12 protein-coding genes are annotated in these 13919 nt (G+C 39.0%); 8 read left to right on the top strand and 4 right to left on the bottom strand.

The annotated features are described in order from the left end of the window. The first annotated feature begins 60 nt into the window (after nucleotides 1–60). From MED134_RS04460 to MED134_RS04435, 6 genes are all read left to right on the top strand, one after another. Nucleotides 61–2463, top strand: a complete 2403-nt coding sequence (locus MED134_RS04460; protein WP_021778559.1) for a glycoside hydrolase family 31 protein — start codon at nucleotides 61–63, stop codon at nucleotides 2461–2463. 40 nt (nucleotides 2464–2503) lie between these two features. Next, the gene (locus MED134_RS04455) at nucleotides 2504–3325 is read left to right on the top strand and encodes a M48 family metallopeptidase (RefSeq protein WP_021778560.1); all 822 of its coding nucleotides are present in this window, start codon (nucleotides 2504–2506) and stop codon (nucleotides 3323–3325) included. A 63-nt stretch (nucleotides 3326–3388) separates the two neighbouring features. Beyond that, nucleotides 3389–4696, top strand: a complete 1308-nt coding sequence (locus tag MED134_RS04450) for an MFS transporter (protein WP_021778561.1) — start codon at nucleotides 3389–3391, stop codon at nucleotides 4694–4696. Between the two features lie 114 nt (nucleotides 4697–4810). Further along, nucleotides 4811–5245, top strand: a complete 435-nt coding sequence (gene mscL, locus MED134_RS04445; protein WP_021778562.1) for a large-conductance mechanosensitive channel protein MscL — start codon at nucleotides 4811–4813, stop codon at nucleotides 5243–5245. Nucleotides 5246–5309: 64 nt separating this feature from the next. Then, complete coding sequence (locus tag MED134_RS04440) at nucleotides 5310–5858, top strand: DUF6252 family protein (RefSeq protein WP_021778563.1); 549 nt, start codon at nucleotides 5310–5312, stop codon at nucleotides 5856–5858. A gap of 156 nt (nucleotides 5859–6014) precedes the next feature. Then, nucleotides 6015–6854: a GIN domain-containing protein gene (locus MED134_RS04435; protein ID WP_021778564.1), complete on the top strand. Its 840-nt coding sequence runs from the start codon at nucleotides 6015–6017 to the stop codon at nucleotides 6852–6854. A 61-nt stretch (nucleotides 6855–6915) separates the two neighbouring features. On the opposite strand, the gene MED134_RS04430 is transcribed toward MED134_RS04435, so the two are convergent. The 4 genes from MED134_RS04430 to MED134_RS04415 are packed head-to-tail and all read right to left on the bottom strand — an operon-like array spanning nucleotide 6916 to nucleotide 9889. Next, nucleotides 6916–7641, bottom strand: coding sequence for a head GIN domain-containing protein (locus tag MED134_RS04430; protein ID WP_021778565.1), 726 nt, complete (start codon nucleotides 7639–7641; stop codon nucleotides 6916–6918). Between the two features lie 27 nt (nucleotides 7642–7668). Continuing rightward, entirely contained in the window at nucleotides 7669–8757 is a 1089-nt protein-coding gene (locus MED134_RS04425) for a hypothetical protein (RefSeq protein WP_021778566.1), read from the bottom strand. A 24-nt stretch (nucleotides 8758–8781) separates the two neighbouring features. Next, entirely contained in the window at nucleotides 8782–9342 is a 561-nt protein-coding gene (locus MED134_RS04420; RefSeq protein ID WP_021778567.1) for a hypothetical protein, read from the bottom strand. Further along, nucleotides 9311–9889, bottom strand: coding sequence for an RNA polymerase sigma factor (locus tag MED134_RS04415; protein ID WP_035325130.1), 579 nt, complete (start codon nucleotides 9887–9889; stop codon nucleotides 9311–9313). The genes MED134_RS04420 and MED134_RS04415 overlap by 32 nt, the downstream gene beginning before the upstream one ends. Nucleotides 9890–10234: 345 nt before the next feature. Between MED134_RS04415 and lon the strand changes: the two genes are divergently transcribed. Together lon and porQ are read left to right on the top strand one after the other, a co-directional pair. Continuing rightward, on the top strand, nucleotides 10235–12685 hold the full coding sequence (gene lon / locus MED134_RS04410; RefSeq protein ID WP_021778569.1) for an endopeptidase La: 2451 nt from the start codon (nucleotides 10235–10237) through the stop codon (nucleotides 12683–12685). Nucleotides 12686–12888: 203 nt separating this feature from the next. Further along, complete coding sequence (porQ, locus tag MED134_RS04405; RefSeq protein WP_021778570.1) at nucleotides 12889–13908, top strand: type IX secretion system protein PorQ; 1020 nt, start codon at nucleotides 12889–12891, stop codon at nucleotides 13906–13908. Nucleotides 13909–13919: the final 11 nt, after the last annotated feature.

Here is a 13919-nt window from a genome sequence, read left to right as displayed (position 1 = left end):
ATTATTAACGAGGTAACTCAAAGAGTTAGCCTTATTTTGAAATCTCCAAATTTTAGAAATATGATTACAAATACAGAGTTGCAGCAAAAAGGCAACCAGTTTCCAAATAAAGTCGTTGATTTTAAGAAGGATGCAGATATATTATATTTTACAACTCAAAATGAAGTAATTCTCCAGCTCACGGTATTGCGTGACAGTGTGATTAGATTTCGCTTTGGAACAGGCGGTGTTTTTGAGCCAGACTTCTCTTATGCGATAGATGAGGATGGTATACGAGGGTACAACCACCTCGAGCTTGAGGAAGATGATGCTTATTATTTTGTGCATACTGCAAAGCTCAAAATAAGGATAGAAAAAAATAGTTTACAAACTTCCATATTTGACATAGAAGGTAATCTTATAAATGAAGATGAGTTAGGTTTTCACTTTGAGGAGAGCTTTGAGTACGGAGGGAATATTGTAAAAATGAGTAAAAAGGCACAACACGCAGAGTCCTATTATGGGCTGGGTGATAAGCCTATGCACTCAAACTTAAGAGGAAAGAGAGTACACAACTGGGCGACAGACCAGTATGCCTTTGGCAAGGATCAAGATCCTATTTATAAGTCGGTTCCTTTTTATATAGGTCTTACTCAAAAGAGGGCTTACGGGATATTTTTTGATAATACGTTTAAAACGTTTTTTGACTTCTGTCAAGAACGTATGGGTGTTACAAGCTTCTGGGCACAAGGTGGTGAGATGAATTACTACTTTATTTATGGTCCAGAAATGGCAGATGTTGTAGGTAGTTATACTAACCTAACAGGAGTGCCAGAGCTACCACCATTATGGGCACTGGGTTATCACCAGTGTAAGTGGAGTTATTTTCCAGAAAGTAACGTAAAAGCAATAGCAAATAAATTTAGAGAACTAAAAATTCCTTGTGATGGTATTTATTTAGATATCGATTATATGGACGGCTGGAGATGTTTTACTTGGAACAAAGACTACTTCCCAGATCCAAAACGTATGGTAAAGGAGCTTGCAGATGACGGCTTTAAGACAGTCGTTATTATAGATCCAGGTATTAAGATAGACAAAGATTACTGGGTATATCAAGAAGGAATAGAAAATGACTACTTCTGTAAACGTGCAGATGGTCCTTATATGAAAGGTAAGGTATGGCCAGGTGAATGTAACTTCCCAGATTATACAAACCCTGAAGTACGTGACTGGTGGGCTGGATTATTTAAAGAACTCATACAAGAAGTAGGTGTAAAAGGTGTTTGGAATGATATGAACGAGCCCGCAGTGATGGAGGTTCCAGGAAAAACTTTTCCTGCAGATGTGAGACATAATTATGACGGGCATCCTTGTAGTCATAATAAGGCGCATAACATCTATGGTACACAGATGGCGAGAGCCACTTATGAGGGTGTTAAGAAATTTGCTTACCCTAAGAGACCATTTGTAATCACACGATCTGCTTACTCTGGCGCGCAGCGTTACACAAGTAGCTGGACGGGAGATAATATCGCAAGCTGGGAGCACCTATGGGTAGCAAATATACAGGTACAGCGTATGTGTATCTCTGGTATGAGCTTTACAGGTACAGATATAGGAGGCTTTGCAGAGCAACCTACAGGTGAGCTATATGCAAGGTGGATACAGCTAGGTGTTTTTCACCCGTTTTGTAGAACACACTCTTCTGGTCATCACGGTGATCAAGAGCCTTGGACTTTTGATGAGGGTGTGACAGACATTGCACGTAAGTTTATAAGCTTACGATATAGGTTACTCCCATATTTATATACAATGTTTTATGAGTATATAAAGAAGGGGACCCCTTTACTAAAGCCTCTTGTATATTTTGATCAAGAAGATGCACAAACGCACTATCGTACAGATGAGTTTATCTTTGGGCATCACATCCTTGTATGTCCTATTTTAGAACCTAATGCAAAAGGTAGGCGTATGTACGTGCCTCGAGGAGAATGGTATAACTACTGGACAAAAACTCCTGTAAAAGGAGGTAAGGAGCAATGGGTAGATGCAGATATAGATGAGATCCCAATGTTTGTAAAAGAAGGAACTATCTTACCTAAGTACCCTATACAGCAATATGTAGGTGAGCTCGAGATAGAGCAAGTAGAACTTGAGGTGTATTACGGTCTTGGTAAAAATGCTTCAAAATTATATGAAGATGCTCAAGATGGATACGATTATAAAAAGGATCGTTACAGTTACCGCACTTTTAAAATGGTAGGTAGAGAAAAAGACTGGATTATACAGCAACACAAGCGTGGTGACTTTATCACTACATATGATACCTTTAGAATTCACCTCATAGGATTACCATTTGAGATAACGACTATAGAGTTAGATAATGAAGTAATTTCTATGGAAGATGTGCAGTTTGACCCGAAAGCTTGTGCTTTAATCATTAAGAAAGATTTCACAGAGCTTCATCTAAGTGGTATTTAACATTTCTGTATTTTTATAAATAATATCAAACCTTATTACAATGAAACTTAAAAATACATTTGTTCTTATAATGACCGTACTCTTAGTATGTGCTTGTAAGACGAGCCCTTTTACAGGAAAAAAGACACTTAACTTCGTAAGTAACGATCAGCTGTTTCCGATGGCTTTTCAACAATATGATGCCTTTCTTTCAGAAAATAATGTCATCACCGGTACGGCAGATGCAAATATGGTAAAGAGTGTAGGTGAGAAAATTGCTGTAGCTGCAGAGCGTTACCTTACAGCTCTGGGAGAGCCAGGTTATTTACAAGATTATCGCTGGGAATATAACCTAGTAAAAGACGAAGCTGTAAATGCGTGGTGTATGCCAGGTGGGAAGATTGTAGTGTATACAGGTATATTACCTATCACACAGTCTGAGACAGGTCTTGCAATGGTGATGGGGCACGAGCTGGCGCACGCACTTGCAGATCACGGTGCACAGCGTATGAGTGCTGCACAGTTACAGCAATTTGGTGCCGTAGCCACTGCAGTAGCAGTAAGTGGGCAAGAGCAAAGCAAGCAACAACAGATAATGCAACTTTACGGTGTAGGCTCACAAGTAGGGGGTATGCTTCCTTTCTCACGTAGTCACGAGACACAGGCAGACGAGATAGGTATTGTAATTGCTGCTATAGCAGGTTACAACCCAGATGAGGCTGCAGAGTTATGGAAACGTATGAAAGCTGCTAGTGGAGGTCAAGCACCACCACAAATATTAAGCACGCACCCATCATCAGACTCGCGTATTGCAAACCTCACTGCAAAAGCGCCTATGGCAAGAGCAGAGGCAGCAAAGTTTGGAGTGACAAGTTTCAAATAAGAATTTACAATAATATATAGTTTAAAAAGCTGTGCACTCGCACAGCTTTTTTATTTTAGTGCTATGAAAGAACAACTCAAAAAAGGTGATAAGAAGTTATTAAACGCTTGGGCGTTTTATGACTGGGCAAACTCTACATACAGTCTTGTCATCGCATCTGCTATATTCCCTTTGTTTTATGGTGCTCTGTTTAGAGGAGCAGGTATAGAAGAGATTGAGATTTTTGGGATGATGTTACGTCGTAGTCCGCTTATTTTTTACACCACTGCTATTGCATTTTTAGTCGTGGCTATCATATCTCCCATACTCTCTGGTGTGGCAGACTATCTGGGTAACAAAAAGTTCTTTTTAAAACTCTTCTGCTATCTAGGAGCTTTCTCTACAATAGGTTTGTACTGGTTTAGCCTTGAGCATATATACCTGAGCCTTACGTTATATGCCTTGGGACTTATAGGTTTCTGGGGGAGTCTAGTTTTTTACAATTCATACTTGCCAGATGTAGCATATCCAGAGCAACACGATAAGATAAGTGCAAAAGGGTATTCCCTAGGCTACATAGGGAGCGTGCTATTACTTATAGCTTGTCTAGCAATGATACTTGGGTATGAAACATTTGGTTTTGAAGACGAAGGTTTCCCTACGCGACTGTCTTTTGTGCTTACTGGTGTCTGGTGGATAGGTTTTAGCCAGTATACCTACGCTTACTTACCTCAAGGAAATCAAGCGCAAGGAAAGCTTACCAAAGATGTGTTCTTTAATGGTTTTAAGGAACTAAGAGCCATTTGGTCTTCTATGCAAGACCAGCTACGTCTTAAAAAATATCTTATTGCCTTCTTTGTATACAGTATGGCGGTACAGACAGTGATGCTTGCTGCAGCATATTTTGGAGAGCAAGAACTAGAGTGGGGTAGCGATAGCGAGCGCACGACGGGATTAATTGTGAGTATACTTTTAATACAACTTGTGGCAGTGCTGGGTGCTATACTTACTTCAAAACTTTCGGCACGTGTGGGTAACATAAAAGCACTGGTCATTATTAATGTGATCTGGATTGTAATTTGTGCCTGGGCATACTTTGTGTATACGCCCTTCCAGTTTTATATTACTGCCGGTTTTGTAGGTTTAGTAATGGGAGGTATACAATCACTCTCAAGGTCTACGTATGCAAAGTTTTTACCAGAGACAGATGACACAACATCATACTTTAGCTTTTATGACGTTGCCGAAAAAATAGGGATCATCATCGGGATGTTCTTATATGGTTTTATAGAAGAGATTACCGGCAGTATGCGTTACTCTATCGTGTTTCTTATACTGTTTTTTGCAGTAGGAGTAGTGCTTCTGTACAGAGTCCCAAAAGAGAATAAATAAACATAAGGTTTCCGCTTTCGCGAAAGCGTACAACAACACACTCTTTGCAAGCAATTAATCCGTTTATTAAACAGCCTAGAATTGCTTGAAGCGTTTTTCTAACATTTATATACTATGAAGAGTTTTATACAAGAATTTAAAGATTTTGCCGTAAAAGGTAATATGGTTGATATGGCAGTGGGTATCATCATAGGTACTGCTTTTAATAATGTGGTAAATACTATAGTAAAAAAGGTGGTAATGCCACCACTTTCTTTACTTACCGACGGTATTAATTTACGGGAGCGAAAATACATTTTACGAGACGCCGAAAATGAGGCAGATGTTGTTGCGATAGGCTATGGTGAGCTCATAGAGGTGGGGATAGATTTTGTTATCATAGCTTTGACTATATTTATAGTCATAAAAGGGATTAACAGATTTAAAGACAAATCTGAAGACCCAAAAAATACGGAAGAGAAAACACCAAAAAACATTGAACTCTTAGCAAATATTGAGCACCTAATGCAAGAGCAAAACAAGATTCTTAGATCACATAAGGAGTCATAAATTGCTTGTATAACAGTCCAAATAAAATGATTATGTTTGTGTTTAAGGTTACTAAAATCCTACAATGATGAAAAAACTATATTTCATATACTTATTACTTATACTAGCCTCGGTTACTACAACCTCTTGTGAAGACGAGCAGCTAGAAGGTGAGTTTGCGGCAGACCCGGTAAGCGTTGCGACTGGGAGTTTTACCGCCAGCGTTAATGGAGAGGGGTTCTCTTCTCAAGCTATCGCATCTACAGAAGGAACCATAGGGACAACAACTATAGAAGCCTTTAGTATAATCGCCGCAAACAGCACTGGTCAAGGCATTTCTATAATATTAAACACTTACGACGGTGTAGGTACGTATGCACTAGATCTAGAAGCTGGTAATATAGGTAATAGCGGAGCATACTCAGACGTGGGAGATTTAAACGACCCAGTGTTAACAACTTATATCACGAGTCTCTCTGGAGGCACGGGATCAATAACAATTACCGAAATAGATCTAGATAATCTTGTCACTTCAGGAACATTTTCATTTACAGCGGTAAATAATAATGGTGAGGGTGACACTGCCACCATTACTAACGGTGTATTTTCTAACATCCCAATTATAAATAATTAAACGTCATTGATAGTGAAGAAGTACTTACGGTAGATGGAGTTATTAATATTGCCTATTAGTATCCATAAACGACATATTTTTAAAGAGCATCTGTAACCAGATGCTTTTTTTATGTGCGCTTATTAAGGATGGCTCATTTATTGTACTTTTAATTTTATGAAGAATAGATATATAAAGAGTTTTGTGGTTGCAATACTTCTGGTTGTAACTACAAGTGTCGCTGCACAACGCGAGCGAGTAAAAGGTAGTCGTAATGTCATAGATGTTTCTGACAGACTAGATGGCTTTACCGCAATCAAGGTGACAGATGGTCTAGAGGTGACACTTATGGCAGATTCTCAAACCGGTTATGACCTAGAGATGGATGATAACCTAGTTGAACTTATAGATTTTGACATTAAAGATAGTCTACTTGTGGTCTCAACCCGCAAGGATATACGTAGTGCAAAAAGACTTAACATTACTGTGCGATATACAGCACTGAGCGCTGTAAGTTTAGATTCAAAAAGTAGTGCCTTTGTATCTACAGCCATAGAGGGAGATATGTTTACGGGTAGTTTTCTAGACGGAAGTCGTTTCAACGGAGAGCTTAAAACAAGAGAGGCAGATATTATGGCAAACGGCAACTCAAAGTTTGAGATAGATTACACTGGAGACGATATACGTGTGAATTTAAGTGATAACGCTTTCGCGAAAGCGGATATAAACACCGTAAAACTCTCAATTATTGCTTCAGGACGATCTGATATAGCGTTTACAGGAAACGCTAGTGAAGCTACTTTTACAGTAAATGAAACCGCTCAATGTAAAGGACTCTCCTTTGATGCAGACATAGTGCAGATAGTAGGAAGAGAAAGCGGTAGCGTGACGCTTAGTGTAGATGAGAAGGTAACACTTGACCTTTCAGATAAGAGTATGGTACAACTTTATGGCGAGCCAAAAATTATAGTAGAACGATTTTCTGGTACCGCGAGACTACTTAAGAAAGAACTATAATATGTTATAAGTAAAAAAGCCCTCGCAAGAGGGCTTTTATTGTATTTGGGACAAAATAGTTTTATCCTCTAGAGATATCTCCAGATCCAGAAACCTTTGTGTCTTGCTTTGTAGGGTTACCTACATATTCTATATCTCCAGATCCTGTTACTCGAGCGCGTATGCTCTTCTCACAACTTACTCTTATATCTCCAGACCCTGTAACCTTTGCATCTACATTATCTGCTTTAAAGCGTCCTGCTTCAAGATCTCCAGATCCCGTTACACTTGTCTCGTGATCTCTTGTGCTACCTCGTAATACCAGATCACCAGATCCAGTAACACGACTCTCTGTGCTGCTAGCTTCTACTACAAGATTTATATCACCAGATCCAGATACAGAAACTCTAAAGTTATTTGCCTTTATAACATCTGTACTCATAATCTCGCCAGATCCAGATAATGATACTTGGTTTAAATCTCTAAAAGGCACTCGTATTTTAATATCTTTTCCCCAGCTCGTTTTTAGGTTTTGCTTATTTTTCACCTTGATAGTAAGTCTGTCCCCATCTACTTCGGTCTCAATGTATTCAAGCAGGTTGCTCTCTCCTTCAATAGTAAGTTCTCCTTCATTACCGGCAACAAGTGTTACGTTAAAGAAGCCTGCAACATTAATTGCATCGTAGTCACCTACATTACGAGTTATGGTTTGTAATTCACCATTACCTTTTACGCTTTTTCCCCACCATTGGGCGTGTATTTGAGTACTTGCAAAAAGGACTAAGCTGAGTGTGATTAATTTTTTCATAATAGATTGTTTAGTTGATGATTGAATTTAGTTTTTAAATAATGTAACACCCCCATACTCTGAGTTGATGTTTATGTTGTTGTTAGTAGAAGATGATCCTTTGTACCCTTCATAATATTTGTCTGAAGATTCTACACGCTCTACATTAAAAGTAAGCTCATCTTTACCACTCAAGCCTGCATACTCAAGTTTTATATTAAAGGTAAAATCATAAGCAGGACTGTATCCCACCTTTATGCCTGTATAATCGCTCTGAATCTTGACGTCTCCAGCATCACTAGCAAGTTCTTCTACACGTATACTACCATAATCTGCATTAATATTTAAGTCACCGTGTACAACTCCTATCTTTGCAGAGAGGTAATCACCACGACCTATAACGTCATTACTTTCTGTCGTTTTTACAGATCCATAATCACAGTTGTAGTTCAGATTTTCAATTTTTCCAAATTCAGACTTCGTATAATCTGCATTGAGTTCTATATCACCACCACGTTCTAACATAAAGCTTGAGTAGTCTGCATTAATACGGCCACTTTTCATATAAGAGATGGTACTGTTTTTTGTGTAGTCAAAGTTGAGGTAGTTATCCTCTGCAAGTAACTCGCCTATAGTAATTTTACCATAGTCACAGTTTATTTTTGCATTGCCCTCAAGACGGTCAAGGCTTATACCCCCGTAATCATTGCTTATATCTATCATATTAGTAGCTGGGAGTTTTATGGTGTAGTTAATTTCCATATTTACGTTATTGTTTTTCCAGCTATTCCACCAAGAGCGACTGCTACTTCTCTCAAAATTAGTCTTAGCACTTACGTAAGATGGGGAGCCTTCAAAACGTACATCTATCTCATCTAGCTTTTCTTGCACGCGCTCTTCATCATTGCCATTAGTTTTTACAAGCACTTCTATGACAATACGGTTTTCATTCCAGCTTACCATATTTACATTGCCGTATGAGTTATCTATAACCAGTTTTGCATCTGCATTTACGTTATATTCTTTTTTGATTCTTTTCTCCTTAGTATATTTCCCTTTAGGGTAGTTGTCACTTGCCATTACCATAAAAGGCATAGCGAGTACAAAGAGTAGGAGGTGTGTAATTTTTGTTTTCATAGTAATAGTATATTATTTAAGTAACTAGAGAGTTACTGCTTTTTCAATTTTTCTTAATTCTTCGATGGCTTTCATTTGCTCTACTACATTTTGTAGGAGGTCAATGCGGTTCTGGAAGTTGTCTATCATAGCGTAGATCACACGCTTATCTTCACCACTCTCAGAAAGGTCAATTTTAAGTTTATCATATTGCTGCTCTAGCACTTCCAGCTGGCTTATGGCATCTTCTACCATAGCTTGATTTTCTGGAGTCATCTTTTCTTTAATGTCAAAAAGCTCTCGTTCTATAGTCTTTGTAAAGAAGTCTTGTGTTTCCTGCATTTCTGGTGATACATCTGCAAGTTCTTTATCACTCGCGCTCGTATTAAACTGAGTAAAAATCACTCCGGCAAGCAAGAGCATACTCGCTGCTATAAAAAGAGGACGCATCCACTTTATGACCTTAGTTTCTTTCTCTGGAGTTACGGGAGCAGCTTGCGCCTGTAGCTTTGCAAGAAAGTTTGCTTTGTGATCTGCACTAGGTGCAGCTGTATCTAGCTTACCTTCTAGGCGCTTAAATACTTGATCTATAGGTTCCTTTTTCATTTTTATTTAAAATTCTTCGTAAGCTGTCTTTTGCTCTAGACACCATCGTTCTGCAGTTTGCATAGCTTACATTCATTATTTCACTCATTTCTTCATAGTCATAACCCTCTATAAGATGTAATGACAGAGACTGTCTGTAATTATCTTTTAATTCACTCATTGCGTTTACCACTTCTTGAGCACGTACACTAGAGAGATCCATCTCTGCTACACCAGCTGCATCGTCTTCTATTTTATATAGATGGTCATCTATAGAGGTTTCATCTAGTCGCTTACTTTTATTGTAAGCATTGAGGCTATTATTTACAACGATACGTTTTAACCAACTTCCAAAAGATGCCTCACCCTTGTAGCTGTCTAGTTTTGTAAAAGCACTTAAGAAGGACTCTTGCATAATATCTTCTGCTTCTGCTTCGTGTTTTACAATGCGCAATGAGGTGTTATACATCGCCTTGTAGTAGCGATTGTAAACTTCCATTTGTGCACCCTGCTCACCTTGCTGGCATAGTGATAATAGATCGGTTATTTGATGGTTGGTAAAATTCACTTTTGGTTAATTCTATAGTAAAGATGTGGTAATTTTTAAGTTGTTACACTTTCGTGAAAAATTTATTTTATTTTTTTTGATTTCCCTTTTGACCAATAGCGGGCTAGTCTCCCTAAAGATGGTTCTTCCGGCCAAAGTTTTTACTATAATTATAAGGTAAGATAAGGGTTGTGGTTTATATTTTCGCGAAAGCGTACTTCACTTGGCATAAGAATTGACTTAAAGTAATCGTGAGTGACTATATACCATACATTACAGGGTCACTCGCCGTTTTTAAATAGAATAATAATACTTAGATAGTCATAATGAGCGTAGCAATACCCGACATTGTGGCACATATATTATATGGCAAAACCAAAATTTACAACATTAGACAGATTGTCACTGCAAGAGATAGATGGAGATGCAGAGCTTATCCCGTTAATGACCCCAGAAGATGAGGAGGCGATTAACAATGAAGAGCTCCCAGAAAGTCTAGCGATATTACCTTTACGTAATACGGTACTTTTTCCTGGAGTTGTGATTCCTATTTCGGCAGGGAGAGATACTTCTATAAAACTTATAGACGAGGCAAATAAAGGAGGAAAGGTAGTAGGCGTAGTAGCTCAAAAAGATGAGTCTGTAGAAAACCCTACGGCAGATGATATAAATAAAGTAGGCGTGGTAGCACGTATACTGCGTGTTCTTAAAATGCCTGACGGTAATGTAACCGTAATCATACAAGGTAAAAAACGCTTTGAGATTAATGAAGTGACTCAAACCGAACCTTACTTAAGAGCCACGATAAAAGAATTTCCAGAAACGCGTCCAGATAAAGGAAGTCAAGAATTTAAGGCTGCGATAGATTCTATAAAAGATCTTGCTCTTAAAATTATTCAAGACTCGCCAAATATCCCATCTGAGGCATCTTTTGCAATAAAAAACATACAGAGTGATTCTTTCTTAATAAACTTTGTGAGTTCTAATATGAATCTCACGGTGGCTGAGAAGCAGGAATTACTTCACATAAACGATTTACATAAGCGCGCTATCGAGACGCTTAAGTTTATGGATATGGAGCGCCAGAAGTTGGAACTCAAAAATGATATCCAAAACAAGGTTCAAAATGATATGAGCCAGCAGCAGCGCGAGTACTTCTTGCACCAGCAAATGAAGACCATTCAAGAAGAACTAGGAGGATCTACCTCTGAGGATGATCTTGAAGAGATGCGCGAGCGTGCAAAGACAAAAAAATGGGGAGAAAAAGTAGAAAAGCATTTTAAGAAAGAGCTTTCTAAAATGCAACGTATGAATCCCCAAGTAGCGGAGTATAGCATACAGCGCAACTATCTTGACCTCTTTTTAGACCTTCCTTGGAACGAGTTTAGCGAAGATAAATTTGATTTAAAACGTGCTATGAAAATCTTAGACCGTGATCACTATGGTCTTGATGATGTAAAGCGTCGTATTATAGAATACTTAGCAGTATTAAAATTACGTAACGATATGAAGTCACCTATACTCTGTCTTTACGGACCTCCAGGTGTGGGTAAAACTTCACTAGGTAAATCTGTTGCAGAGGCACTTGGTCGAGAGTACATACGTATGAGTCTAGGTGGTATGCGTGACGAGTCTGAGATACGTGGTCACAGAAAGACTTATATAGGAGCAATGCCGGGCCGTATTATACAGAGCCTTCGTAAGGCGGGTACAAGTAATCCAGTCTTTGTACTAGATGAGATAGATAAGTTAAGTATGGGGAGTCAGGGAGATCCATCTTCTGCATTACTAGAGGTACTTGACCCAGAGCAGAATAGTGAGTTTCACGATAACTTCCTTGAGATGGGGTTTGACCTTTCTAAGGTGATGTTTATCGCAACTTCAAATAGCCTTAATACCATACAGCCAGCATTACGGGATCGTATGGAGATTATAAATGTGACGGGTTATACTATAGAAGAAAAGACAGAGATTGCAAAGAGACACTTATTACCTAAGCAACTTAAGGAGCACGGTATGACGCCAGAGCAGCTTAAGATTGCAAAGCCACAACTAGAAAAAATTGTTGAGGGGTACACTCGTGAGTCTGGAGTACGTGGTCTTGAGAAGCAAGTTGCAAAGATGGTGCGCTACGGTGCCAAAAATCTTGCAATGGAGGAGGAGTATAACGTAAAAGTTTCTAACGAAGACATTATAGAGGTTTTAGGATCTCCTAGAATGGAGCGTGACAAATATGAAAACAATGATGTTGCTGGGGTAGTAACAGGTCTTGCTTGGACACGTGTAGGTGGTGATATTTTATTTATAGAGTCTGCCTTATCAAAAGGAAAAGGAACACTATCTATCACAGGTAACCTTGGTAAGGTGATGAAGGAGAGTGCTACTATTGCAATGGAGTATATAAAAGCAAATGCAGAGCTTCTTGGTCTAGATTCAAAAATATTTGACAGCTATAACGTACACATTCACGTGCCAGAAGGAGCGACTCCTAAGGATGGTCCTAGTGCAGGTATCACAATGCTTACCTCTCTAGTATCTTTATTTACACAGCGCAAAGTCAAGAAGAGCATCGCAATGACGGGTGAGATAACCCTGCGTGGTAAAGTATTACCAGTAGGAGGAATCAAAGAAAAGATTCTTGCTGCAAAGCGTGCAAAAATTAAAGAGATCTTACTTTGTGAGCAAAACCGTCGCGACATAGAAGAGATAAAGCCAGATTACTTAAAAGGTCTTACCTTCCACTATGTAAAAGATATGAGTGAGGTATTAGAACTTGCTCTTACTAAGCAAAAGGTTAAAAACGCAAAGAAGCTATAAGCTTGAGACTATAAATAATTCCGCTTTCGCGAAAGCGTACAAATACCATAAAAAGGAACCCGTAATAAGGTTCCTTTTTTGTGTTTACATATGGTTGTAAGAATTCTTAAATCTATTATTGATTAGAGAACTTCATAATTATTTCCCATCCCTATCAAAATATACTATCATTGCAATCGTTTACCATTGTGTTGCCACCTTGTATGATGAGAAAAGTTTGTTACATACTCTTATTTCTAACCGCAGTATCTGCTTACGGGCAGTTAGGAGGGAGAGCAACATACCAGTTTCTCAATTTAATGTCATCACCTAGGCAAGCAGCCCTGGGCGGAAAAATAATCACAAACTATGATTATGATCCAGACTCTGCCCTTTACAACCCTGCAAATATTAATTACAGAATGGATAACCAGCTTTCTGTAAACTATGTAAACTACCTTGCAGATATAAACTATGGTACCGCCTCATATGCCTATTTATGGGACAGACGCACACAAGTACTTCACGCCGGCATAACGTATGTAAACTACGGGAGCTTTGACGGGCGAGACGAAAACGGAAATGCAACAGGAGAATTTGGTGGTAGTGAGGCAGCGCTCTCGCTAGGCTATGCGACTAATATTCCTTACACAGACTTTTATGTAGGAGCAAATGTAAAACTCATCACCTCCACACTGGCCGAGTATACCTCTGCCGGCGGAGCGATAGACCTGGGTCTAACTTATAATTATGAAGACTGGGATCTTAACGCGGCCGTAGTAGTGCGCAATATAGGCACGCAGTTTACACCCTATGTAGACACCATAGAGAAGTTGCCACTAGAGATAGATGCTGGTATCTCCCAGATAGTGCCTAATGTACCCATACGCTGGCACCTTACCCTTGAAAACTTACAACTCTGGAACATCGCTTTTGAGAATGAAGCCCGCGGCACCACAGATCTAGACGGAAACACCACTGCTGAGAAAATAGGTATTCTAGATAACGTCATACGCCACGCCATTGTGGGTGTAGAACTCTTTCCACGAGGAGGCTTTAACCTGCGACTAGGTTATAACTTTAGACGCAGTGAGGAGTTGCGTATTATAAACCAGCGCAGCTTTGCAGGGATAAGCGCCGGTTTTGGTATTAAGATTAATAAGATGCGATTTAATTATGCCTACGCACGTTACAATAGTGCTGCCGCTAGTAGCTTTTTTGGCATAGGTATAGATTTACAGTAATTCTCTTTGTG

It is taken from the genome of Dokdonia sp. MED134, assembly GCF_000152925.2.
Taxonomy (GTDB): domain Bacteria; phylum Bacteroidota; class Bacteroidia; order Flavobacteriales; family Flavobacteriaceae; genus Dokdonia.
The sequence above is the reverse complement of the archived record's forward strand: the minus strand, read 5'-3'. Positions and strand labels throughout refer to the sequence as shown.